This window comes from Aquicoccus porphyridii, assembly GCF_008369105.1.
Lineage (GTDB): Bacteria > Pseudomonadota > Alphaproteobacteria > Rhodobacterales > Rhodobacteraceae > Aquicoccus > Aquicoccus porphyridii.
In genome coordinates, this window is the sequence record NZ_VINQ01000003.1 from 359,106 (window position 1) to 383,732 (window position 24,627).

General features: G+C 61.1%; 19 protein-coding genes, 1 tRNA gene and 1 pseudogene. 10 read left to right on the top strand and 11 right to left on the bottom strand.

Going from position 1 to position 24,627, the window contains the following annotated elements:
• The 3 genes from FLO80_RS07000 (at position 1) to FLO80_RS07010 (ending at position 2,892) form a co-directional block, all read left to right on the top strand.
• Positions 1 to 1,275 carry a TRAP transporter large permease gene (locus FLO80_RS07000; RefSeq protein ID WP_111363092.1) on the top strand — a complete coding sequence of 425 codons (1,275 nt, stop codon included), beginning with the start codon at positions 1 to 3 and terminating at the stop codon, positions 1,273 to 1,275.
• Positions 1,276 to 1,307: 32 nt separating this feature from the next.
• A complete protein-coding gene (locus tag FLO80_RS07005; protein WP_111363095.1) occupies positions 1,308 to 2,279 on the top strand; it encodes a TRAP transporter substrate-binding protein in 972 nt (323 codons plus the stop codon).
• An 85-nt stretch (positions 2,280 to 2,364) separates the two neighbouring features.
• A complete protein-coding gene (locus FLO80_RS07010) occupies positions 2,365 to 2,892 on the top strand; it encodes a TRAP transporter small permease (RefSeq protein ID WP_111363251.1) in 528 nt (175 codons plus the stop codon).
• A gap of 218 nt (positions 2,893 to 3,110) precedes the next feature.
• Here the strand turns inward: FLO80_RS07010 and FLO80_RS07015 are convergent, their stop codons facing one another.
• Positions 3,111 to 4,757, bottom strand: coding sequence for an amidohydrolase (locus FLO80_RS07015; protein WP_188078230.1), 1,647 nt, complete (start codon positions 4,755 to 4,757; stop codon positions 3,111 to 3,113).
• A 94-nt stretch (positions 4,758 to 4,851) separates the two neighbouring features.
• Between FLO80_RS07015 and FLO80_RS07020 the strand changes: the two genes are divergently transcribed.
• The 3 genes from FLO80_RS07020 (at position 4,852) to FLO80_RS07030 (ending at position 8,283) form a co-directional block, all read left to right on the top strand.
• Positions 4,852 to 5,358: a MarR family winged helix-turn-helix transcriptional regulator gene (locus FLO80_RS07020; protein WP_111363253.1), complete on the top strand. Its 507-nt coding sequence runs from the start codon at positions 4,852 to 4,854 to the stop codon at positions 5,356 to 5,358.
• The gene (locus tag FLO80_RS07025) at positions 5,355 to 7,244 is read left to right on the top strand and encodes a TRAP transporter permease (protein WP_111363099.1); all 1,890 of its coding nucleotides are present in this window, start codon (positions 5,355 to 5,357) and stop codon (positions 7,242 to 7,244) included. The genes FLO80_RS07020 and FLO80_RS07025 overlap by 4 nt, the downstream gene beginning before the upstream one ends.
• A 70-nt stretch (positions 7,245 to 7,314) precedes the next feature.
• Positions 7,315 to 8,283: a TAXI family TRAP transporter solute-binding subunit gene (locus FLO80_RS07030; RefSeq protein WP_188078231.1), complete on the top strand. Its 969-nt coding sequence runs from the start codon at positions 7,315 to 7,317 to the stop codon at positions 8,281 to 8,283.
• A 280-nt stretch (positions 8,284 to 8,563) separates the two neighbouring features.
• Here the strand turns inward: FLO80_RS07030 and FLO80_RS07035 are convergent, their stop codons facing one another.
• The 3 genes from FLO80_RS07035 to FLO80_RS07045 form a co-directional block, all read right to left on the bottom strand.
• Positions 8,564 to 9,673 carry a TRAP transporter substrate-binding protein gene (locus FLO80_RS07035; protein ID WP_188078232.1) on the bottom strand — a complete coding sequence of 370 codons (1,110 nt, stop codon included), beginning with the start codon at positions 9,671 to 9,673 and terminating at the stop codon, positions 8,564 to 8,566.
• 90 nt (positions 9,674 to 9,763) lie between these two features.
• A complete protein-coding gene (locus tag FLO80_RS07040) occupies positions 9,764 to 11,083 on the bottom strand; it encodes a TRAP transporter large permease (RefSeq protein ID WP_111363108.1) in 1,320 nt (439 codons plus the stop codon).
• Positions 11,080 to 11,634 (bottom strand): TRAP transporter small permease subunit, encoded by a 555-nt coding sequence (locus tag FLO80_RS07045; protein WP_146611007.1) that lies wholly within the window; start codon positions 11,632 to 11,634, stop codon positions 11,080 to 11,082. Before FLO80_RS07045 ends, FLO80_RS07040 begins: the two co-directional genes overlap by 4 nt.
• A gap of 152 nt (positions 11,635 to 11,786) precedes the next feature.
• Here FLO80_RS07045 and FLO80_RS07050 point away from each other — a divergent pair, with 152 nt between their 5' ends.
• Positions 11,787 to 13,394: a GMC family oxidoreductase gene (locus FLO80_RS07050; protein ID WP_111363255.1), complete on the top strand. Its 1,608-nt coding sequence runs from the start codon at positions 11,787 to 11,789 to the stop codon at positions 13,392 to 13,394.
• A gap of 20 nt (positions 13,395 to 13,414) precedes the next feature.
• The gene (locus tag FLO80_RS07055) at positions 13,415 to 14,191 is read left to right on the top strand and encodes an IclR family transcriptional regulator (protein WP_111363113.1); all 777 of its coding nucleotides are present in this window, start codon (positions 13,415 to 13,417) and stop codon (positions 14,189 to 14,191) included.
• Positions 14,192 to 14,421: 230 nt separating this feature from the next.
• On the opposite strand, the gene FLO80_RS07060 is transcribed toward FLO80_RS07055, so the two are convergent.
• Both FLO80_RS07060 and FLO80_RS07065 read right to left on the bottom strand, forming a co-directional pair.
• Positions 14,422 to 17,493 (bottom strand): efflux RND transporter permease subunit, encoded by a 3,072-nt coding sequence (locus FLO80_RS07060; protein ID WP_111363116.1) that lies wholly within the window; start codon positions 17,491 to 17,493, stop codon positions 14,422 to 14,424.
• Complete coding sequence (locus tag FLO80_RS07065; protein ID WP_111363119.1) at positions 17,490 to 18,590, bottom strand: efflux RND transporter periplasmic adaptor subunit; 1,101 nt, start codon at positions 18,588 to 18,590, stop codon at positions 17,490 to 17,492. Before FLO80_RS07065 ends, FLO80_RS07060 begins: the two co-directional genes overlap by 4 nt.
• A 168-nt stretch (positions 18,591 to 18,758) precedes the next feature.
• Between FLO80_RS07065 and FLO80_RS07070 the strand changes: the two genes are divergently transcribed.
• A complete protein-coding gene (locus tag FLO80_RS07070; protein ID WP_111363121.1) occupies positions 18,759 to 19,340 on the top strand; it encodes a TetR/AcrR family transcriptional regulator in 582 nt (193 codons plus the stop codon).
• 94 nt (positions 19,341 to 19,434) lie between these two features.
• Here the strand turns inward: FLO80_RS07070 and FLO80_RS07075 are convergent, their stop codons facing one another.
• The 5 genes from FLO80_RS07075 to FLO80_RS07095 form a co-directional block, all read right to left on the bottom strand.
• The gene (locus FLO80_RS07075) at positions 19,435 to 20,718 is read right to left on the bottom strand and encodes a TRAP transporter large permease (RefSeq protein WP_111363123.1); all 1,284 of its coding nucleotides are present in this window, start codon (positions 20,716 to 20,718) and stop codon (positions 19,435 to 19,437) included.
• Positions 20,711 to 21,241: a TRAP transporter small permease gene (locus FLO80_RS07080; protein WP_111363126.1), complete on the bottom strand. Its 531-nt coding sequence runs from the start codon at positions 21,239 to 21,241 to the stop codon at positions 20,711 to 20,713. Before FLO80_RS07080 ends, FLO80_RS07075 begins: the two co-directional genes overlap by 8 nt.
• Positions 21,242 to 21,293: 52 nt before the next feature.
• Positions 21,294 to 22,274 carry a TRAP transporter substrate-binding protein gene (locus tag FLO80_RS07085; protein ID WP_111363129.1) on the bottom strand — a complete coding sequence of 327 codons (981 nt, stop codon included), beginning with the start codon at positions 22,272 to 22,274 and terminating at the stop codon, positions 21,294 to 21,296.
• A gap of 237 nt (positions 22,275 to 22,511) precedes the next feature.
• Positions 22,512 to 22,587: transfer RNA gene (locus FLO80_RS07090), tRNA-Lys, on the bottom strand.
• A gap of 159 nt (positions 22,588 to 22,746) precedes the next feature.
• Positions 22,747 to 24,009, bottom strand: coding sequence for a class I SAM-dependent methyltransferase (locus tag FLO80_RS07095; protein ID WP_223145465.1), 1,263 nt, complete (start codon positions 24,007 to 24,009; stop codon positions 22,747 to 22,749).
• 81 nt (positions 24,010 to 24,090) lie between these two features.
• Between FLO80_RS07095 and FLO80_RS07100 the strand changes: the two are divergent.
• Positions 24,091 to 24,627, top strand: a pseudogene (locus FLO80_RS07100) (hypothetical protein); the annotation flags it as partial.

A 24,627-nucleotide genomic window follows, 5' to 3' on the forward strand; every position in this document is an offset into this window, starting at 1 on the left:
ATGTGGCTCATACCGATAGCATTCGTAGTGTTCCTGATCTGCGGCACGGCCTTTGCCTATTTGATGGGCGCGGTATCGGTCATCACGTTCATCACGCTCGACAAGGCGCAGTTCCTGTCGATCATGCCGCAGCGCATCTTCTCGCAGCTTGATGTCTTTGCCTTCATGGCGATGCCACTGTTTATTCTGACCGCAGAGATCATGACACGTGCAGGCGTCATGCGGTGCCTGGTCGATTTCGCCCTGTCCGTTGTCGGGCGTTTCAAGGGTGGCTTGGGTCACGTCAATATCCTGACCAGCGTGTTCTTTGCCGGGGTGTCCGGGTCCGCGGTCGCGGATAGCGCCTCGCTTTCGCGGTCATTCGTGCCTGAAATGGTCAACCGAGGTTATGACAAATACTATGCGGGTGCGATCACCGCCGCGTCGTCAATGATCGGCCCGATCATTCCGCCATCCATCATCATGATCATATACGGTGGCCTGACCAGCACATCGGTGGCCGCCCTGTTCGTGGCCGGAATCGTGCCCGGTCTCTTGCTCGCCGGAGTGCTATTGGCCCTGAACGTCTTCATGGCTTATCGTTACGATCATCCGGGCGGCAAGGCGTCGGAAATTCCCCCGTTCTTTCCGAGTCTTCTGAGGGCACTGCCTGCACTTTGCCTGCCTGCCGTCATTCTGGGATCGCTCGTGTTCGGGCTGGCCACACCCACAGAAGGGTCCGCGATCGCGGTCTTGGTGGCGATCCTGGCAGGGCTGACCTATCGCGGGCTAAGCTGGTCGATGCTGATCGACGCCATCGAGGCGACGGCACGCATGACCGGCACGATCTTTATCATTCTCGCCGCGATTTCGATCCTGGGCTATCTTGCAGGGCAGATGGGCTGGTCCGAAGCCTTGGCGCACTGGGTCGAGGCATTTCACCTGACAGGGTTCCGATTCCTCGTGTTCCTTATGGTCATCTTCCTGATTGCCGGGATGTTCATGGACACAACGGTTGCGGTTACGCTGATGGTCCCCCTGTTTGCCGTGCAGGCCATCAATCAGGGCGTCGATCCGGTCCATCTTGGTATCCTGATCTGCCTGAACCTGTGCATCGGCCTGATCACCCCGCCTCTTGGAAAGTGCCTGGTGCTCGTCGCGGCACTGACATCGCTGAACTACTGGCGGCTGGCGTGGGTCGCGATGCCGTTCATACTTGTTCAGATCGCGCTGCTTTTCGTGCTTGCACGTTTTCCTGAACTCACCTTGGCGCTGCCGCGCGCCTTGGGATTTTGACCCCGCTACCAACCTTGGAGGAGGAGAAGAAAATGAAGATCATGACACTTGCGACCAGCCTTTTGATGGCCGCGACAATGGCTACCGCGGAGGTAAAGGTCGCACTTGACGGTCCCCCCAACCTTGCAACTTCTGGAACCTATAACTGGATTCAGGGCTTTTCAAAGGTCATGTCCGAAAACGGCATGGACGTCCGCGAAATGCCCCGAGGGTCGATTGGCAATGAAGACGAGATTTTCGATCAACTGTCGACCGGGTTGCTTGAGATGTCGCAATCGGATGTCCGGGCAGTGGCGCGGATTGACCCGTATATCTACGGCTTGCGGTTGCCCTATCTGTTCGACGACGCCGCCCACATGGACCGTATGCTCGAGGCCGGTGACTTTTTCGAACGGGTGAACGAAAACCTTGCCCAACAGGATGTTGTTCTGCTCGCCATCGTTCCGATCGGTCCAGCGTCGGGGTTCATCACTACGGAGGCGGCGATAAGGACGCCTGAGGATATCGCCAAGCTGCGAATGCGCGCGCTTGATGACGCGCAGCTCGCCATGTACGAGGCTTGGGGCTCTTCCGGCGTTATCGTGTCATGGAGCGAGATCATGACGGCATTGCAGACGGGCGTGGTCGACGGCTACATGAACTCGCCCTTTGTGCCCATGTCCTTTGGTCAGACCGACGTTGTGCGCAATTTTTCGGATGCCAAGGTGATCATCCCCATGCGCGCAGTCCTGGCCTCGCGGTTGTGGTACGACAGCCTTAGCGACGATGAGCGGGCGGTTGTCACCGAGGCGGTCAAAGCCGGCGACAAGGCAAACCGCATCTGGCTTGACGAAGCATCGGGCTCTGCCCTGGAACAGCTTGAAGAGTTGGGCGTGACCGTGCAGCGCCTGACAACCGAGGAACTGACGGCATTTCGTGAAGGCGTGAGATCCGTCTATGAAACCGGTGTCGTGTCGGCAGAAGACGTGGCAAGCTGGACATCCCTCGCAGACGAGATGCGTTGAGAGCGCTGCACAAGGCGGGGCGGTTGACTGCCTCTCGCCTTGTGCCCCGTGGTTTTCCGATTGCTTTCATTCAGGCAGGACTATGATGCGCAAAGCCGTTATTTTCGTAAGCGACACGTTGCACGCGGTCATCCGGCGGCTTTCCGTGGCGGCGATCGTGGTGATGTTCTGCACGGTCATGCTTCAGGTGATTGCCCGCTATGTTTTTTCATCCCCGCCAGTCTGGACCGAGGATGTAGCGCGGTACATGATGGTGTGGACTGGCCTTCTCGGGGCTACGCTGTCGTTCAAGACAAAAACCGACGCCGTTCTTTTGGCCAGCGTGTTTCCAGATCGTCCAAACGTCTTGGGATATATGGCGGATGCCTTGCACACTCTGGCTGTGCTTGTATTCATCGTGCCGATACTGTGGTATTGCTTCTTCGATCTGAGAGGGCAATTCGGGCGCGGTTTCCTCGGACGGCAATCCACCCTTGTGGCCGATACATTGGGGATCTCCTTGCTTTGGATCGTTGCAGTGGTTCCGATCGCGATGCTGGTCATTCTGATCCACCTTTGCGCGCATTGGGCGCGGGACGGCCTCCGGAGCGCAGAACTGGAACCGGGAAAATAGCCCGTCCAGATTGCCGAATGACACTGGACGGCGCCAGATCTACCTTGCTTTCATGCCTTTTGCGCCTGCGCGAACCCCGGCGCCGGGGGGCGCATATGGACCGCCAGGGAACGGGAAGAAGCTGGGGATCAGGCGACAAGTTTGCCGCGGGATTCTGTCAGCCTGCCGTCGAGATCTGCGTCGGAGGCGCAGCACAACGGAGTTCGCCCTCTCCGATGTCAGTGCTCATGAACGCATTGGCCATGCCAGATCGTCTGCCGAACTTCGATTGCGCCGATTTCCGGAGGCGTCATGTTCCGGATGTCATCGGACAGCACGACCATGTCTGCCCAGGCACCCGCCATGAGTTGACCCGCCTCCCCGGCCATGCCCATGGCGCGCGCGCCATTGACCGTGAAGAGCCGAAGGGCTGCATCGAGTGGGATCGCTTGATCCGGTGCGATTGTCCCGTGGTACTGCCCGGTCGGATCCTTCCGGTCGAGCATCCCGGCAAGCCCGGTCCACGGGTTGGCATCCGGCGCCGAGGCGGGCCAGTCGGTGCCAAAGATAACCTCGGCACCTGCCTCGATCAGCGACCGGATGCGGTGGATGCGGGTCAACCGCTCCTCGCCCAGAACCGCGCGCTGCGATGCGGTCGCCGAATTGGGAGCCCAGAGTTTGGGCGAAACCTCGGCGACGGCCCCCAGTTCGGCGAAACGGAAAAGATCCGCATCGGAAATGAACGTCGAATGCGCGATCTCGTGCCGCAGGCCGGATGATCCGTTGGCGTACCGGGCCGCCTCGATCGCATCCAGCCCCTTGCGCGCGGCATTGTCACCGACCGCATGCATCTTCACGACATATCCCGCTGCGTCCAGCGCCGTGACCGTCTCATTCAGTGTCGACGGGTCCATGAGCAGCGTCGCGTCGGGATCGTGGGAGTCCGGGTCGTAGCCGGGCGCCGGCAGGTAGGGGTCCAGAAAGGAGGCCGTATAAGCCGGTGCGACACCGTCCAGAAAGAGTTTCGCATAGCCCAGCCGGATGCCGGGGCGCTCATACTTGGCGGACAGCCGGTCAATCTCCCTGATCGGAGCAAGTGTTCCTGTGAGTGGCGAGAAGGCGGTGATATGCGCTGCCATGTTCAGGCTCAGATGTCCCTTGTCGCTGGCCGCGGCATAGGCCGTGAGCGCCTCCTCATCGGCCATCGGCTCCTTGAAACCCGTGTAGCCCAGACTGTTGAAATACTTTATAAAATACTCACTTGCCTGCGAAAGTTGCGACTGCGTCCATGTCGTGCATCTGCGAACCGGTGCGCCGGCGGTCTCGGCCAGCATTCCCGTGGGTTCGCCCGCGCTGTCCCGCTCGATCACGCCACCCGGAATATGCGGCGTGTCGCGGTTGATTCCAGCCTGTGCAAGCGCCGCGCTGTTGCACCAGAACGCGTGTTGCGACGTGTCGGCCACGGCGACCGGGTGCTCTGGTGCGATCTGGTCAAGCCATGCGCGCGGGGTCATGCCAAGCTCTGCCCGCATCTCGAGCCGCCAGGGACCGCCTGTAATCCAATCACCGCGTGACAGGCTCCGAGCGCGCTGCCGGATCGCATCGGCCAACTTATCGACCGTCGCGGTGTATCCGACATAGACCTGAAACAGATCCCGACAAGCGCCCCACAAGGCGTGCGTGTGGCTTTCGATCAAGCCAGGCATCGCGAAGCGGCCATGCAGATCGACACGTTGAGTGCCCGGGCCCGTCAACACGTCGATCTCCGCATCGCACCCGGTGGCCAGTACCCGACCGTCCTTCACCGCCAGCGCTTCAACGACTGGTTGCCTGGGGTTCATGGTGAGGATCACACCCCCCGTGAAGACCTTGTCTGCATGAACCATTCCTGTTGCCTCCTCGATCCTTTTGGTCGGGGGGTAATCATTTTCGTTGATTTTGTCAACAAACTGCATTATTAACAAGTGAAGGGGGGATTCCATGACACTAGCCGGGTACCACACACCGCCTGCCGAAAATGTGGAGATAGAACCGCTCCAGTCACTACTCGACGCGCTCAGTTTCCGCATCGCACGGCTCGCCGCCATCAATGAACGCATGGCCGGGCAAATCTTCCGGTCCGAGTTCGGGATTAGCCTGAACGACTGGCGTGTTATCGGCATCACCGGGGCATTACAGCCAGTGACCTTCTCTGCCGTGCGCGAGCTTCTCTACTTCGACAAGGGGCAGTTGAGCCGGGTGATCAGCTCCCTATCGGATCGGAACCTGATCGTCAGCAATACATCCAGTACCGACGCGCGCCAGATCGAATTGCGCCTGACCGAGGCCGGGGAGACGGTCCATCGCGAGGCCCTAAGGTTCACCGCAAAGAGAAACGCCATCATGACATCGGTCTTCACCGCCGATGAACGTTCCGAGTTCCGACGCCTGATCGACAAGCTTGTGACGCACAATGTGGAAAAACTGGAGACGAGCAGGGCAAAATGACGGCAACCTCGCAACCGGAACTGCACGGTATCCAGAAGTTCGGGCGCGCTCTGGCATTCGTCTTCTCCCTGATCATCATCGCCGTGATCGCCTTTTTCGTCCTGGACGAGGCCAATGCCCGCTTCGGTGTACTGGCGATCAGCGTCGTCATCGTCGCGATGACCCGACCCGTTGCCATCTATAATCGCCTGGGGCGCGCAGGCTGGCTTGTCGATATCGGGCTGGTCGCGGCGTTCCTTTACTCCGCAATCTGGTTCTTTCGCGTCAAGCAGGAACTTTACACTGGTTTCTACATGGCCACTCCGGAGAATATTGCGGCCGGCGTGCTGGGTCTGGTCTCACTCGTGGCACTGTCGGTGCGAGCCTGGGGATGGTCTCTGGCGATCATGGCGGCAGTCTTCGTGGCCTTCGGCTTTGCCGGGCCAAGCCTCCCCGGCATCCTGCAACATTTCGGCATGGAAATCGGCGGGTTCATGCAGATCGCCTGGTATTCCTTCGACGGGGTGTTCGGGCGCGTCACGGGCCTTGTTGCTGACAATGTCCTGATCTTCCTGATCTTCGGCGCCGTTCTGGAACGCACGGGGGCGGGCGAAAGTCTGATCCACATCTCGACGGCGTTGACGGCCCGAATCCGTGGCGGCGCGGCGCATGCGGCCATCGTGGCCAGCGCCGTCTTTGGCATGATGTCGGGCAGTGTCGCTGCCAACATCGCAGGGACCGGCGTCTTCACCATCCCTCTCATCAAGCGGCAGGGATTTTCCCCCAACTTCGCGGGCGCCGTCGAAACCGCCGCATCGTCGGGTGGGCAACTCACACCGCCGATCATGGCTGCCGCCGTCTTCGTGATGGCAGATCTCGTGGGCATGCCTTTTGCCCTGGTGATCGTGGCGGCCGCGTTGCCGGCGGTTTTCAAGTATATTGGCCTATTCGCCCAGGTCTATGCCGAGGCGGTGCGGCTCGACATCAAGCCTTTGCCGAAAGACCAGATTCCGGTGCTAACATCACGGGATTGGCTTGATTCCGCGCTGATCTTTCTGCCGATCATGGCGCTGATGGGTGCATTTATCATGGGCAAGAGCCCTGCGATGGCCGGGTTGATCGGTGTGGTCACCGCGATTGCGACCGGACTGGTGCTGAACCCCAAATTCCGCCGTGAACCGCAGCGTCTGCTTCAGGCGCTTGCCGATGGCGGAGTGAGCGCGGCGCAGATCATGCTCGCGGTCGGCGTGATCGGCATCGTTCTGGCGGTGGTGAACGAGACCGGCGTGGCGATCCGCTTTGCAACGTCCATCGCGTCGGCGGGCGAGGAGAGCCTGATCCTCGCGCTGATCCTGGCGATGTTCGGGGCGCTGATCCTCGGAATGGGCCTGCCGACCCTGCCTGCCTACCTCATCATTGCGATCATGATCGCGCCGGCCATCATCAAGGCCGGGGTTCTGCCGCTGGCAGCGCACATGTTCGTGCTCTATTTCGCGGTCTATTCCTCCATCGTGCCACCCATCGCCTATGGTTGCTATGTCGCCGCTCCCATTGCCGGGGGCAATCCGTTGCAGACCTCCTTTGTCGCGCTGCGGATTTCGGTCGTGGGTCTGCTGGTGCCCTATGTCTTCGTGTTCTCGCCGTCGCTCCTGCTCGTAGCCGGCGAGTTCAGCTGGAGCGAGCTGGGCTTCACCATCTGCCGACTGCTGGCGGCGATCTGGATGCTGGCCAGCGCCCTCGGCGGCGCAGACCCAAGACTGGGTCGATTGGGCGCCGGACAGCGGGCGGTTCGGCTCGTCATCGGCGCGGCGGCGATGTTCCCGCTTCCCACGATCTGGGTGCCGGCGGTCGTCGCCACGCTCGCCCTCGGTTTCCTGAGCCGCACGCAGATGCGGCAGACAACCTGACCTACCAACAAGAGGAGTCAATCACATGAATTCGAGACTTGAACGTTTCCGCAAACCGATTGCTGCCAGCTTGGCCGCCATCGCATTCACGGCCGGAGCCGCCGCAGCGGATCTATACAAGGTCACGTCGACCGCACCCGGAATGGCGCCCTTCGTGGTCAACACTGCGATTTCCAAGGTCGTCAATAAACATGTGGACGGAGTCGATTTCCAGGTACGCGCCACCGGAGCGGCGACCAAGCACCTGGTGGATGCCGCCCAGGGCAAGGTCGACTTCTTCTTCGGCTCTCCGACCATCAACTGGCTGATGGTCAACCGGATCGGACCCTTCAAGACATTCGAGGCCGCGCCCGAGCTTGAAAAAGAACTCGGCATGATCTTTTCCTACCAGATCGGGCCCTATCACTACGTCACGGATGCGGGTTCGGACATCAAGACCTTGGAAGATCTCGAAGGGAAGAAGGTCTTTGTCGGCCCGCCGGGCGGCGCGGCAAGGACGGTCGTTCTGGGCAACATCGAGACGATCACGGGCCTCACAGAGGCGGATATGGATGTCCAGACCTACGGTTTCGACGCCGCGATCCAGGCCTTCCAGGACGACAAGATCGACGTGATCGTCCTGCCCACGAACATCCCGAGCCCGGCGATCCAGCAGTTCGCCCTGACCAAGGAAATCAGGATCCTCGACGTCGACGTCGACAAACTCAACATCCGACGGTTCACCGGCGGTACGATCAACACGATCCCCGCCGGCGCCTACGGCGACAATCACCACGGCGGAGATGTGCGCACGCATGGTGCCATCGTCAACTTCAGCGCGGGGATGCATGTACCGGAAGAGGTCGTTTACCAGGTGACCAAAGCGATCTGGGAAAACATCGATGAAATCCACGAGACCGCACAATGGATGCCCTCGACCATCAAGCGGGAAACGGCGCTCGAACTGATTGCGAGCCGCCTGCATCCCGGGGCCGAGCGCTACTACCGTGAAGCGGGATGGGAAATCCCTGAACCTATGACCTTCTTGCCCGACAATTGAGGATAAGGTCTTTTCGGCGGAAGGCGCTGGCATGTGCCTTCCGCCAGTGAGAACAGATCACGGTTGAAATCGCTGCTTTGCCCGTGAAGCCAAGATAGCGGGCATGCCCAATCAATGGCGGCGCCTATCCGCTGGATGGAACAGTTTTTCCTGCCTTCGACCAGAGTGTCGGACTTAACCGGTCGTTTCCCAAAATAGATGTCGAAAATGGGTGCAGCCGGACAGTGGCGTCCTGCTGGCAGCGCCCCGGAACATCGTCCCGGGGCGCGCCTCGCCCGCATCACTTGTTGCGGGCTGCCTCCGCGCCCTCGACGACGTTGCGATGCAACGTCACCACGCGGGAGTGATAGGGATAGACGAGATCGGCAAAGTCCTCTTGCGACTGATAGACTCTGGCAAAGAACTCGTCTGCCTCGATATAGTTCTGGATGACCCCGTTCTGGGCCTCGATGAAGCGAGTGTAGTACTCTTCCGGCACGTCGAGAACATTGATGCCCGCTTCCTCGTATTCCTTCACCGCGACCGAGTTCTCGTGCAGGTTGGCCGCATTGGTCTGGGTTGCATTGGCCTTGACCGCGACCCGGATGATCGCCCTCAGATCCTCGGGAAGTTCATCATACCAGGTCTTGTTGATCAGAAGTTCACCGATATCGGTCTGCTGGTGAAGCCCCTGAAGATAGTAGTAATCCCAGATCTTGTCCAAGCCCAGGTTGCGGTCATCGGCCGGCCCGATCCATTCGGCAGCGTCAATGGTGCCGCGCTGCGCGGCGGGCACGATCTCGCCACCCGGCATGGCCACAGCGGGCACGCCCATGGCGGCGTAGGTCTCGCCCGCGATGCCCGGCGGGCTGCGGTATTTGATCGACTTGAACTCGTCCAGATTCTCGAAAGGCCGCGAGAACCAGCCCAGCGGGTCCGGCCCCATCGGCTGCATCAGGAAGGGCTCCACATCATAGCCCATCCTCTCCTGCATAAGCTCGCGATACAGCTCCTGCCCCTCACCCGAGTAGTACCAGGACATCAGGCTGTTCTGGTCCATCCCGGTGCTTGCGGGCACGTTCGAGAACAGCACATAGGCCGAATGCTTGCCCGACCAGTAATGCGGCCAGGCATAGCCGGCCGTCACCACCCCGTCGCTGACCGCGTCGAGAATCTCGAACGCCGCGACCTCGGCCCCGTCGGGCAGCACGTTGACCGTGATGCGCCCGCCGGACATCTCTTCGACATCGCTGGCGAACTGTTCGGTCAGCTTGAAATAGAGGCTTGCATTGGGCACCGCGGTCTGGATGTCCATGCGGTATTCCTGCGCTAGCGCAGGCATCGCGCCCGCCGCGGCCAGCGCGACCGCGCAGAGCGTGCCCTTGAACGGGCCGGTCAGTCGAATTTTCATGATATCTCCTCCTTGGTTGCACGTCATGGGTTGCGCCGGGGTTGCGCCCCCGTTTCTAATTGCAGGCCGCGCACCCGGCGCGGCACCGGATTAATTTCCCAGCACCCGTGGCAGCCACAGCACCAAATCGGGCAGCAGGATCAGCAGGCCGACGACAATGAGTTGCAGTACCACGAACTGCACCATGCCGAGATAGATGTCGCCCATCGACCAGTTGGGCACGACGCCCTTGAGGAAATAGGCCGAAAGCGCCATCGGCGGCGTTAGCCAAGAGGTCTGAAGCGTCACCGCGACAAGGATCGAGAACCACAACGGATCATAGCCCATCTCGATCATCGTCGGCAGAAAGATCGGCACGATCACCAGCACGATGGGGATCCATTCCAGCGGTGAGCCCAGCACGAACACGATGCCGAGGATGATCAGCAGCATCACCATCGGCGAGAATGGCAGGTTCAGCAGGAAATGGGTCAGCAACTCGCCACTGCCCAACCGCGAGAACACCGCGCCGAAGAAATTTGCCGAGGCCAGCAGGAACATGATCATCGCGGTCAGCAGCAGCGTATTATACACGCTCTGCTTGAACGCGCTCCAGCCCAGCTTGCGATAGGCGACGGCCAGGAGCAGCGAGGCCAGCGCGCCCGTGGCGGCCGCGTCTGTGGGCGTGGCGATGCCCGCAATGATGAAGCCCAGCGTCGCCGCGATGATCAGGAAGACCGGGATCACGCCCAGCATCAGCTCCTTCAGCTTTCCACCCAGCGAGGTCTCGGCGATCTCGGCATCGGTGATCGGCGGGCCCAGCGTGGGATTCAGATAGCTGCGCACCAGCGTGTAGACGATATAGATCGTCGACAGCATCAGCCCCGGCACGATCGCCGCGGTAAACAGATCTGACACCGGCACGCCGACCACAGGCCCCATCACGATCAGCAGGATCGAGGGCGGTATCAGGATGCCCAGCGTCCCCCCCGCAGCGATAGCCCCTGCCGAGAGCCGCGTGTCATATCCCGTCTGCTGCATGATCGGCGCGGCCATGACGCCCAGCACCGTGACCGAGGCGCCGACAATGCCCGTTGCAGCGGCGAACACCGTGGCCACCAGCAGCACCACCAGGTAGAGTGATCCGTTGAGCCGCCCGAGCAGCAGGCGCAGGGCGAGGAACATCCGCTCCATCAGCCCGGATTTCTCCAATATGAACCCCATGAACAGAAATAGCGGAATCGCTGCCATCGTCGTGTTGCGCATCAGCGAGAAGAACTGGAACTGCATCAGGTTCACGACCCGGTCGCCCATCCCGACAAAGCCGAACAGCAGCGCAATGAAGATGAAGGTAAACGCCATCGGATAGCCGGTCAGCAGGCCGACAAAGACCAGCCCCAGCGCCACCAGGCCAAGGATCGGTTCGCTCATGCCAGCCCCCCTTCACCGTCGCGGAACCGTCTGTTCGTGGCGATGTTGTAGAGGCTCTTGATCAGCTCGCTGACCCCCTGAATCATCAGCAGGATCCCGGTGACCGGCATCACGGTCTTCAATGGATAGATGATCGGCATCATCGGGCTGGTGGGAATGCGCTCGCCCCGCATCCACGACTTGGCCGCGTATTCCCAGGTTGCTACGGTAAAGAAATACATTGCCGGAAAGAACAGGCAGACGATGAACAGCGCGTCGATCGCCCCCTGCCAGCGCGGCGGCAGCACGTTGAACAGGAAATCGGCGCGCACATGCGAATCCCGCCCCAGCGCCCAGGCCGCGCCCAGCATGAACATCGCGCCATAAAGCATATAAGTAACGTCATAGGCCCAGGCCGTCGGCCGGTTGAATCCGAACCGCGCGACCACCTCCCAGACCAGCGCCACAATCATCGGCAGGATCAGCCAGGCCGCCACCTTGCCGACGATCATCGCCGGCATGTCCAGCCAATGGGTAATCCGGCGGATGCGATGCTCTCTCTCAGGGGTCACAGCATGACCGCGCAATAGGTCGCTGACCGGCGCACCGGGTTTGGAGCAAGTGTCACCTCATTCTCCTCCCAGAAATGAGACTTGTTGTCTCATTAACGCCACCTTATGCTTCGATTGCAAGAAAAATCATGTCGCTTCGGGGAGGGATGCGGATGGACGGGGCCGAATTCGACTATGTCATCGTCGGCGCAGGGTCGGCTGGCTGCGTGCTTGCCAACCGCCTCAGCGAGAATCCAAGGGATCGCGTCCTGCTGCTCGAGGCGGGCGGCCCGGACAACAACCCGTGGATCCACATCCCGGTCGGCTATTTCAAGACCATGCACAACCCGGCGGTGGATTGGTGCTATCGCACCGAACCCGATCCCGGGCTCAACGGCCGCGCGCTCGACTGGCCCCGCGGCAAGGTGTTGGGCGGCTCATCCTCGCTGAACGGCCTGCTATACGTGCGCGGCCAGCCGCAGGATTACGACCGCTGGGCCCAGATGGGCAATGTCGGCTGGGGCTGGTCCGATGTGCTGCCCCTGTTCAAACGGTCCGAGGATCAGGAACGCGGCGCCGATGATCTGCATGGGGTGGGCGGCCCGCTCTCGGTATCGAACATGCGCGTATCCCGCTCGATCTGCGAGGCCTGGATCGAGGCCGCCAAGGCCCAGGGCATCCCCTACAACCCCGACATCAACGGGCCCGAGCAGGAGGGCATGACCAATGCCCAGCTGACCATGAAGAACGGCCGACGCTGTTCCGCCGCCGTGGCCTTTCTGCGTCCGGCAATGAAACGCGAAAACCTCACCGTGATCACGCGCGCCCAGACCAGCCGGATCGAGCTGAGCGAGGGTCGCGCGACCGGCTTGCGCTATCTCGACCGCGACGGGACCGAACATGCCGTCAAGGTGCGCGGCGAGGTGATCCTGTCCGCCGGCGCAATCGGCTCACCGCAGATCCTGATGCTCTCGGGCATCGGTGATAGCGCAACGCTTGCCGGCCACGGCATCGAACCGCTGGTGCATCTGCCCGGCGTCGGCGGCAACCTTCAGGATCACCTTCAGGCGCGGCTGGTCTTCAAGTGCCAGGAGCCGACCCTGAACGACGAGGTGCGCAGCCTCTTCGGAAAGGCCCGGATCGGACTGCGCTATGCACTTTTCCGGCGCGGGCCAATGACCATGGCGGCAAGCCTGGTGATCGGCTTTGCCAGAACCCGCGAGGGGCTGGAAACACCCGACGTCCAGTATCACATCCAACCGTGGTCGGCGGACAGCCCCGGCGAGGGCGTGCATCCCTTCTCGGCTTTCACCGCCTCGGTTTGCCAGTTGCGCCCCGAAAGCCGGGGCAGCCTGACGCTGCGCTCGGGCGATGTGCGCGACCACCCGGTGATCCGCGCGAATTATCTCAGCACCGAAACCGACTGCCGCACCATCGTCGCCGGTGTCCGCCAGGCGCAGGCCATCGCCGCACAGGCGCCGCTGGCCTCGCGCATCAGCGTGCCCCACAGCCCCGGCCCGGGCACCCATGACGATGCTGCGATCCTTGACTGGGTGCGCAATACCTCCACAACGATCTATCACCCCTCGGGAACATGTCGCATGGGGCAGGACCCATCGGCGGTTGTCGACTCGTGCCTGAACGTGCATGGAGTGCGCGGCCTCCGGGTCGCCGACTGTTCGATCATGCCCGAAATCGTTTCGGGCAACACCAATGCGCCGGCCATTATGATCGGTGAAAAGGCCAGCGACATAATCCGCGCCGACCGTCGCGCGCTCTAGAGAGGACGATATCAGGGCCGATGGCAGAACAGCCCCCCACGATTTCCGGAAACCTGCGGCTGCTCGTGCTGCTCGAACGCATCTGCGGCAGCGAAACGCCTGTAACTGCCGCAGATGTCATGGCGGAAATGGACCTGCCGAAACCCACGGCCCATCGGCTGCTCTCGACGCTAGAGGGCGAAGGTTTCATCCGCCGCCACCCCGACGGGCGCGGCTATATCTCGGGGCTCCGCATGCAGCGGCTTGCCGCCGGCATGGTCGCCTCGATGCGTCATCGCGCGGCAGTGTCTATGGTGCTGCGCAACCTGTCCGAAGAGATCGGCGAGACCTGCAACATCGCGCAGCGCGACGGCGACGCGGTGGTCTATATCGACCGGGTCGAAACCAAATGGCCGCTTCAGATCGCGCTGCCGATCGGCACCCGCGTGCCGTTGCACTGCTCGGCCGCTGGCAAGGTTTGGCTGGCCAGCCTCGACGACGACCAGCTGCGCCCGCTGCTGAGCTGTTCGGAACTGGAACGACGCGCGCCCAACACCATCACCGACCCCGCGCGCCTACTGGACGAGTTGCGCCTGACCCGCGAGCGTGGTTGGGGCGAGGACAACGAAGAGGCGATCGAGGGCATGGTCGCCCTCGCCGTGCCGATCGCGGATGCGCAGGGGCGGCTCTTCGCGACGCTCTCCTTCCACGCGCCAAAGCTCCGCATGACGCTGGGCCGGGGGCGCGGTCACCTGCCTCTGCTACAAAGACGCGCCAGCGAAATCGCGCATCTCTTCCTCCACGGGACCGGACCATAACGCCGCGGCTCGCGCCTTGGATTTATGTACGAAACGGAACGAACGCACAGGATCAACGTGCGGAAAGGAGAGACATTCGACGCCCCGATCAATCGTGACACGACATCGAAATGATCTCCCGGCTCGCCCAGCCGTAGCGGCACACCAGCCTTGGGGCGCGATACGGGACCATCCTGCCGCCACGCCATGCCGACCCGGAGTACGTTTCCGTTCGCACCTGTGCAAATTCTTCAGGATGCCGGGGCCGTCGGTTCGGGTTCCTCCGGAGCGACGACCAGTTCTGTCCGTGAAATCATCGCGTAGAAAGCGGGCACCACGAACAACGTGAAAAGCGTGCCCACGGTGATACCCGCAAAAATCACCAACCCCATGGCGAATCGCGCCGCGGCCCCCGCACCGTCCGCCGTCATGAGCGGGACGACACCAAGAGCGGTGGCTGCCGTCGTCATCAGGATGGGCCGCAGGCGCTGACGGGCCGATGCGACAATGCCTTCGGCGCGGCTGAGCCCCCTTTCACGACGCAACTGATTGGCGAATTCCACCAACAGGATACCATGCTTCGTGATCAACCCAATCAGCGTGATCAGCCCCACCTGGGTATAGATGTTCAACGTTCCAAGCCCGAGGTTCAGCGGCACAACCACCCCGAAAATCGACAGCGGCACCGACATCAGGATGATCAGCGGGTCGCGGAAACTCTCGAACTGTGCCGCCAGCACCAGATAGATCACCACGATGGCGAGCGCAAAAGCCACGACAATCGTGCTGCCTTCGGATTTTTCCAACCGCGACTGCCCGGAGTAGTCAACGAAGAAGCCCGCAGGCAGAAGCGGGGCAGCGATCCGCTCGATCGCGGCAAGGCCATCGCCCGTGGACACCCCCGGAATCGGCAGCGCCGTGATCGTGGCCGAATTCAGTTGGTTGAATTGTTCGATACTGGCGGGCGCTGCGCGGGTTTCCACCTCGATCACGGCCGAAAGCGGCACCATGTCCCCGGTGGTGGCACGTATGTATACCTCGCCCAACCTTTCCGGGTTGTCGCGGTATTCCTGCGGCGCCTGAAGGATCACGTCATAGCTGTTGCTATCACGGTCGAACTGCGACACCGATCCCTCGCCCACCAGCAGGGCCAGCGTCGTTCCGATCTCGCTGGCACGCAGATTCAGCGCCGCGGCACGGTCCCGGTCGATGTGTATGACCAGTTGCGTGGTGTCGAAATTGAGCGAATTCTGCACGACAATGAAACGCCCCGAGGCCTGCGCCTCCTGCCGGATCTGCTCGGCCACCTCATAGACCTGCGAGGGGTCGCCGGTGGATTGCAGCACGAAGGAAATCGGCAAACCGCCCCCCGCGCCGGGCAACGACGGTGGTGCAAAGACGAAGGCCTGCAACCCGGCCACCGGGGCTAGGCGTGCCTGAAGATCGGCCTGGATTTCCGCCTGGGTCCGGTCGCGGTCGGCCCAGTCGTCAAAGGCCCAGAGCATGATCGCGGAATTGGTCTGCCCGCCAAAGCCGGTGATCGAGAAATTGGCGTCAAGCTCGGGCAGGTCTTTGGTCAGGTCGCGCATCTGGTCGACATAGCGCTGGGTATAGTCACTGGTGGCATAGCTGGGGGCGTTCACGAATGAAAACAGCGCGCCGGAATCTTCTTCCGGTGCCAATTCTGACGGCGTCTTGACAAAGAGATACCCGGTCACCCCCATCAGCACGACGACGATCAGTACCGTTACCGGCAGATAATCAAGCGATGAAGACAGTCGCCGTTCATACCAGCCTTCAAACCGGGTGAAGCCGCTGTTGAGCCGTTTCTGGAACTGGTTTTCCCCACCCTTCTTCAGCAGCCGCGCCGCCATCATCGGTGAAATGGTCAGCGCCACAATCCCCGAGATGAACACCGCCCCCGCCAGCGTCACCGCGAATTCGCGGAACAAGGCGCCGGTCAACCCGCCGGTGAAAAACAGCGGCAGAAACACCGCGATCAGTGTCAGCATCATGGCGATGATCGCCGTCGAAAGCTCGCGCATCGAGGTGAAGGCGGCCTGCATCGGGCTGAGCCCGTCGTCGATATGGCGCTGCACGTTCTCAACGACGATGATCGCATCGTCGACCACCAAGCCAATGGCCAGAACCATCGCCAGCAGGGTCAGGAGGTTGATCGAATAGCCCATCACGAACAGGATGAACAAAGCCCCCACCAGCGACAAAGGAATCGCGACGAGCGGCATCATGACCGACCGTATGGAGCCGAGGAACAGCAGGATGATCACGGCCACGATCAGTGTCGCTTCGATGATGGTGCGCAGCACTTCGTTGATCGAGGCCGCGATCTGCTCGGTCGCATCGTACATCAGGGTCACTGTCATGCCCTCGGGCAGGCTGTCCTGAATCGCGGGCAGTTCCGCCAGAACGTTGGCCGAAGTGTCCAGAGGGTTGGCGGAAGGCGTCGGGAAAACACCAATGAAGGTTCCCGGTTCACCATTGAAATTCACGATCGTGTCGGTGCTTTCGGCGGCCAGTTCGATCCGCGCCACATCGTGGAGGCGAACCAGATCATCGCCGCTGCCCGAAATCGGCAGCAGCCCGAATTCCTCGGGCGTCTGCAGGGTGGATTCCATGGTGATGGCGTAGGTGACCAATTCGTTGCGGGTGCGTCCGGGGGCCGCAAGAAAGTTGGACCCGTTGATCGCCGCGGTGACGTCGGATGCAGTCAGCCCCTGACCCGCCAACCGGACCGGATCGACCCAAACGCGCATGGCATAACTTGCCCCGCCCAGAACCTGGGATTCCGCCACGCCCTCGATGGTGGACATGCGCGGCACCATCACCCGTTCGATGTATTCGGTGACCTGCTCGGGCGTCATCGCCGGGTTCTGCACGCCCAGATACATGGTGGCAAAGGTCTGCCCCGTGCCCTTGACGATGCTGGGATCTTCGGCGTCCCGTGGCAGGCGCGAACGAACCTGCTGGACCTTGGACATCACCTCAGTCAGGGCGGTGTCCGGGTTCTCACCCAGCCGCATCTGCACGGTCACGACCGACGCCGAGGGCCGCGATACGGTGGTAACATAGTCCACGCCTTCGGACGTGGCCACCGCCGCCGCGATGGGAGAAGTGACAAACCCTTGAATCAGATCGGCCGAAGCGCCCGGATAGACGGTGGTGACCGTGATCACGGTTTCGTCCACCTCGGGGTATTGACGAGTCTGAAGGTTGAACATCCCTTGCAGGCCCAGCAGGATGATAAGCAGGCCCAGAACAGTCGAGGCGACAGGCCGCTTGATGAACAGGTCAGACAGGCTCATTCTTCCGCCTCGTCATCGGCCTGTGCATCGGCAAGAATTACTGGCGCGTTGTTGGACAGGCGATTCTGGCCGCTGGTCACCACTCTGTCACCGGCTGAGATACCTTCGCGGATTTCGATCATCCCRTTCGAACGACGGCCCGGTTTCACGAACACCTGCTGCACGGCAAGCGCGTCGGGATCATCCTCGCGCGGACGCACGACATAGACGAAATCACCATAAAGACTGCTGACGACCGCAGTCTGATTCAACGCGATCACATCTTCCTCTTCCGGCAGATCGAGGCGAAGACGCACGAACTGGCCCGGGGTCAGGCTGTCGTCGGATTGTTCCACCGTACCGCGCACCGCCACCAGGCGACTGGACGGGTCGACACGCGGATCAATACCGCTGATCTGTCCCTCGAATGTTTGTCGCGCGTCATCACTGCTCAGATGCAAGGTCTGACCGATGAACAAGTCTGGGAGGCTTTGCTCAGCCAGGCTGAAATCAACCCGCATGGTACCCAAATCCTGCAACGTGGCAATGATCGTGCCGGGCTGCACATACTGGCCCAGATCGACCCGCAACAACCCGATGGTGCCCTCGAACGGCGCGCGCACTTCGCGCTGTTCGACGACGGCCTCGGCGCGCGCCACCTGCGCCTCGGCGGCACGGAACGCCGCCTGCGTCGCCTCCAGAATGGCGCTGGTTGCGATGCCGCGGCTCTGAAGTTCCTGTTGTCGGGCGAGGTTCGCACGCTCCAGCTCAAGCTGTGTGCGGGCGGCTTCCAGATCGGCACGTTGCACCACGTTATCAAGCCGGATCAAAAGCTGCCCTTCTTCGACCTGTGTGTTCGGCTCAAACAGGATCTCGCGCAATATACCGGCGGATTCCACCGTCAGCTCCACACCCTGGTTCGCATTGGCCGTGCCGATTGCATTCAGCACCGGCTGCCATGTGACCGGCTGCGCCACGACCGTTTCCACGGTTAACGGCTGCACGGGCATGTTGGCAAACACCTGCTCGATCATACGATCGCGAAACACGTTAAAGCCGACCAGCCCGCCACCGACCAATGCCAACAGGATGACTGCAATCACCAGACGTTTGACCATGAACTCAATCCTGATTCTGACCCGTTGCACCCTGAATGCGACAGGACGATGTAAGGCCCCTGCGCGACGACGTGGAAAGCGCGGACACTCGGAGGCATGCACCGTCACGCAACGGCATTGCTTGATCTTCGACACCGGTTGCTATACCGTCTGGACGGTAACGTCAACATGCCATGCAAGGGTTCTGCCATCTCACGACAAGCCAAGAACCGCATACCCAGGTCCGACACGCGCCGCCGCATCCTTGACGCAGCACAGACCTTGGCGCGATGCACCGGGCCGGGCAACCTGTCACTTGACGCGGTTGCAACAAAGGCCGGGGTTTCAAAAGGCGGATTGCTATATCATTTCCCGTCGAAAAGCCGCCTTATGGAGGCCTTGGTCGAGGATTATCTGGTGCGTTTCGACGCCGCCATCAGCGCAGAAGAACGCATCGGCGAACCGGATTCTGTCATCTGCGCCTACATGGCGCAGTTCCGATCCGAGCGTCAGGGCGACAAGCCACCCCCCTCCGGGCTTCTCGCAGCCTTGGCCGAAGATCCCAACATGCTGGCGCCGGTCCGCCGCTATGAAAGGGATTTCCTGGCCCGGATAAGGGCCAATGCGTCGGACCCGCAAATGGCAACACTGACGTTTCTTGCAATCCACGGCATCCGCGCGATGGAACTTCTGAACATCCAGGTTCTGGACCACGGCGAAGAAGAGGTCTTGCTTGGATGGATCAAGGATCGTCTGGGCGCAACGGCCTGACCGGGGCTGCTGCATTGGAACCTGTATCTGCTATGCGGTTGGACGGCCCCACTTTTGCCGCGATTTGGCCTCTGGGCACTGGTAATGTCGTGGTTCAAAACCCGCTTACGTTCGGCAGCCAGGTTGACAGGCTCGGCACAAAGGTGATGAGCAACAATGCCACCGCCAACGCCAGGAAGAAGGGCGGCATTTCCCGGATCAGGGTCGATGGTTTCATCCCGACCGTGGACGAGACGACAAAAATCAGGCTGCCAACGGGTGGCGTGGTCAGGCCGAGCGTGAGGTTCACGATCACCACGATTGCAAAATGGTTCGGGTCGATGCCAAGCGCAAAGCTGATCGGCGCAAGGATCGGAACGAGAATCATCACCCCCGGCAGGGGGTCCATGAACAGACCGAACACAATCAACAGCAGATTCACCGCCAGCAGGAAGACGATAGGTGACAGATCCCAGCCGATGATCGTTTCTGCCAGGAATTGCGGGATTCCTTCGATGATGAGCACCCAGGCAAAGGCTCGTGCCGCTCCGAGGATCAACAGCACCGCCCCGGATGTAAGCGCCGCACGCAGCACGATGCCGGGCAGATCCCGAAGGCGCAGTGAGCGGTAGACGAACATGCCGATCGCAAGCGCGTAGAACACCGCGATGACCGAGGCCTCGGTTGGTGTGAAGATACCAAAACGAATTCCGCCGACGATCAACAGGATCAAAAGCAGCGCAGGCACGGCGTAAAGGGCAATGCGCGCGATCTCGGCAAGGGGCGGCATCGGCGAGCCCGAAGCATAGTTTCGCTGACGGCTCACATATCCGTTGGCCAGCAGCACAAAGCCAGTGATCAGAACGCCGGGCAAGACACCGGCCATGAACAGCGAACCCACCGATACTTCCTGGTCCTGCATGGCATAGATGATCATAGTAATCGAAGGCGGGATGATCGGACCCACAACCGAACTGGCGATCGTAAGCCCCCCCGCGTAGGCCCGGTCATAGCCCCCTTTTTCCATCATCCGGATCATCATCGTGCCGGGACCGGCGGCATCGGCCAGGGCACTGCCGGAAATGCCGGCGAACATGGCGGAACTGACCACGTTGGCGTGCCCAAGCCCGCCACGCATATGCCCGACGAGCGATTGCGCCAACCGAAGAATCGCGTGCGTCACCGCCCCGCCGGTCATGATTTCGGAGGCGAGGATGAAGAATGGCACGGCCAGCAGGGGGAAACTGTCGAGACCGGCAAACATCTCCTTCACCACGACGAGATTGGGATAACTGGAGCCAAGCATCAGCGCGACGAAAACGGCAATCGCCATGGCGAAGGCCACGGGCAGACCCAGGGCCAGCAGGATGAAAAGCGCCGGGAACAGGATTTCAGCCATTGCCGCCCCCGGGCAGCGGACCCGAAGCCTCGGTGCCGGATTCATCGGGCCGCTTGTAAGCGCCGGCGGTGATAAAGGGCCGGGCGATCAACAGCAAATGCACGATGAGCAATCCAAACCCCACCGGCATCGCGGCATAGACGTAAAGAAACGGGATGCGCAGTGCCGGGCTCACCTGGTACTGCATACGCTGGGCATATTGCAGCCCGACATGAACCATGAATCCAAAGAAAACAAGCAGGCCGATCACGATCGCCGCGCGCAACACGATCTGCCCCTTCGCAGGCAGAGCATCCTGCAAATTGGTGATGGCAACATGCCCCCCCAGGCGCAGGATCAGCCCGGCACCGGTGAAGGTGAGCCAGATCATCAGGTAACGCGCGGCCTCGTCGGCCCAGGGAAAGGAATGTGCCGTCAGATAGCGGAACGAGATGTTCCCCCCGACGATCAGGGCCATGGCCGACAGCATCAGGATCAGCATCCAGCCATTCAGCGCAACGAAGATGTCTTCCAGCCGCTTCAAGGCGCAACCCCGGAAAAGGAGTCGGCGCCGCGCGGGCGCCGACGAAAGATTGTCACTCGAAATTCACGATCGAGTCGACCAGCTCCTTGCCATAGGTTTCGTAATAACCTTCATAGGCGGTCGCGATCGAGCTCTGGAATGCAGCCTTTTCATCGGTCGAGAGGTTGTTCACCTCCATGCCGCGCTCCTTGAGCGTTTCAACGCCGGTGGTCTCGACGTTGTCGACATAGCCCCGCATCGCGACAACCGCTTCTGCGGCGGCCTTCTCAAAGGCGGCCTTCTGCGCGTCGTCCAACCCATCCCAGAACGGCTTGGATACCAGCAGCATCGCGGGCGAATAGACATGACCGGACAGGGTCAGGTATTTCTGAACCTCGTTCAGCTTGACCGATACGATGACCGAAAGCGGGTTTTCCTGCCCGTCGATCACGCCCTGTTGCAACGACGAGATAACCTCGGGCCACGCCATCGGGGTCGGGGCGGCGCCCATCGCGTTGAAAGCCGCCAGGTGCACGGGGTTTTCCATCGTGCGGATCTTCAGTCCCTCGACATCGGCAGGCGTATTGATCGGGTTGCGGTTGTTGGTGATGTGGCGGAAACCCTGCTCTCCCCAGGCCAGCCCGTGAAGCCCGACATTGTCGAACTTGGCAAGGATGTCCTGACCGATGGGCCCGTCCAGCACGCCGCGCGCGTGGGCAAGATCACGGAAAAGGAAGGGGATGTCGAAAACGCCCGTATCCGGGACAAAATTCGCCAATGTGCCCGACGAAACGATGGTTGCCTCGACGGTGCCGATCTGAAGTCCTTCAATCACTTCCCGCTCTCCTCCAAGACCGGAGGATGGAAAATGCTTGAACGCGAACTGATCACCGGTTTCGGCAAGAACAACCTCTTCGAACGTCTCGGCGGCCACACCGTAATGGCTATCGGGCGCAAGTGCGTAGCCGATTTTCACTTCGGTCTGGGCAAGCGCCGGAAGGCCAAAAGCAACAAGAGAGCTGGCAACCGCCAACCCGCGGAACGTGAGTGTCATGGATATTCTCCCTCCAGGTTTCAATTATTGCTACACAAACGGGTTTTTGCTGGCAACCCCGACTGCGTGCTGGCGGCGCCCGGTTTGGAGAACGATACGTCACAGCCCAGCACGCGGCCGATGGGCATGGGGCAACCTGTGATGGAAACCCAGAAATAAGCGCGCCCAAAAGCCTGCCCTGCACTTACCCACAGAATGGACAAAGCCGACCACGTTCCGGTAAATCATTGATTTCAGTGGTGAGCCGTGCAGGATTCGAACCTGCGACCCACTGATTAAAAGTCAGTTGCTCTACCAACTGAGCTAACGGCCCACTAGGGGGCTTATCTAGAAAGATGGTCGGATAGGGTCAACCCCAAAATATCAACGAAATCTCGCTTCATGCGTGCGCCCCGCGGACGCAAGACAACAGGGCGATTCATCCGCGATCAGATCCACCGGCTTTCGGGGCCGCGCCTCTATCGTTCCGGGCTTATTCCCCGTCCGGGGGGCGGCGGCAGATCACGGTGAGTCCACCACGGTTGGCCTTGTTGAAATCCGATCCAACCGGCGTGTAGATCGGCGTATCCCTGCGCGGGATCAGGGGCTTGGCCACGGCATCGGCAAAAACGATGTCGCCCCCGGCGCGTTCGACCGCCTCGACCAGCGCCTGGGGAGTAAAGAACAGCGTGTGCGGGTCCTGTCGAACGCCACCCAGGTGCAGGTAGGAATGACCGCCCTGCGGTACTTCGATCAGCATCAGCCCGGACGCGCGCAACGCGCCAAGCAGGTGGCGCAGTGTCTCGATCAGCTCTTCAGCAACCAGGTGTTCGATGGAATGCGAAGCAACGATGACGTCGAAATAATTCTGCGGGATCTCGCTCAGCGCCTGATATTGCCGGGCACCGATGTAATCGAGGTATTTCTTGCTTTCCAGGTCGGGCTCAAACGCATGCGGCTCGACCGCCTGGCTGGTATGCAGCAGATATCCAGGCCCGCTGCCAAAATCGAGCACACGGTTGAATCGCCCCTTGTGTTTCTTGAGCCGGTTGATTTGCGCCCGGGCGCGGTTGAAATAGCGCTTCATCCCCCGCGAGCTTTCGCGATGTGCCTCCGAGAAATAGGTCTCGGGATCAACGCTGCGATCTTTGCGGTTGGTCTTGGCATAATCCTCGCGGTAATAATCGGCGAGCATCCGGGCGGAATCCGGCACATGCCCCAATCCGCATCTGGTGCAATAAAGCAAGGTCTTCTTCGAAAACGGCTTCACATTCGAAGGATAGTCGCTGGAAAAACCAATCGCATCCGCGCCGCATGCCGGGCATGTGCGGGCCTTCCTCAGCGTTCTGATGGGGGAAAATGAATGCGGTTCGGTCTTCATCTTGTTTCGGTATCTTGTTTCATATGACATCTCATGACCGGCGCGGTTTTGCAATCGGACCACTGTATCATTTTGACATAACGCCCCTGACCGCGGCCAAACGCCGGACATGCGCGCGCCCGGGAAAGGAACACCGCATGGCGGCGCGAATTGGTGATAACTTGGAGATAACGGGAATGACCGCAAGCAGAAAAGTACCGGCAAGCTTCTCGTAAAACCTTGAAAAACAGGGAACCCTTGCGACCGAAAACTGCCGTGAACGATCGACAAGGCCAGCGGCGCGATCGTCAGCCGTTTGCCGGTCTCGGAGCTGAGGCCGGTTGCCGCTCTGCCCGAAAAGCCGGAACCGCGCCATAGGCAGGCGCAGCGGGACACGCAGATACATCTTTTTTTCTTCCTCGACTTGTGAAATTGTGTAAGGGAAACCAAGGCGAAAATTAAATTCGAGGGGTTATCATGACATTCTATTCTCGCAATCAGCATCCCGTAAACAATGACATTGAAACGCCCGAGACGGTGGCAAACGCAACCGATCGCAAGGCTTACGTTCGCGACTGGATCGCGCGGCAACAGAAAAAGCTCGCCGGCACCGTCGGCGGCTCGCTTCTGGTGCTGCCGCTCGTCGCGCAGGCGCAGACCGGCACAGAAGGCTTCGTAGAGGCCGCGGGCGTCGACGGCGTCAGCAATGTCCAGGTACTCGACGACGGCACGGCGCGACTGACGCTGGAAAACGGGCGCAGCGTCGTGGTCAGCGCTGGCGACGTTTCGGTCGCCGCCTCGGGCGAGGTATTGATTTCGGCCGCAGCGGCCGAGCTGGTCACCGAGGTCGCCGCAATGGCGGCCGTGGGCGGCGGGATCAACGCTGGTGCGCTGGCGGCGGGTGTTGGTCTGGCGGGGGCTGGCGTGATGGCGGCGGATAGCGGTGGCGGCTCGGGGGCACCCGCGCCGGAGACGTTCAACCGTGCCGATTTCCTGTCGGGCGGCATTTCCAGC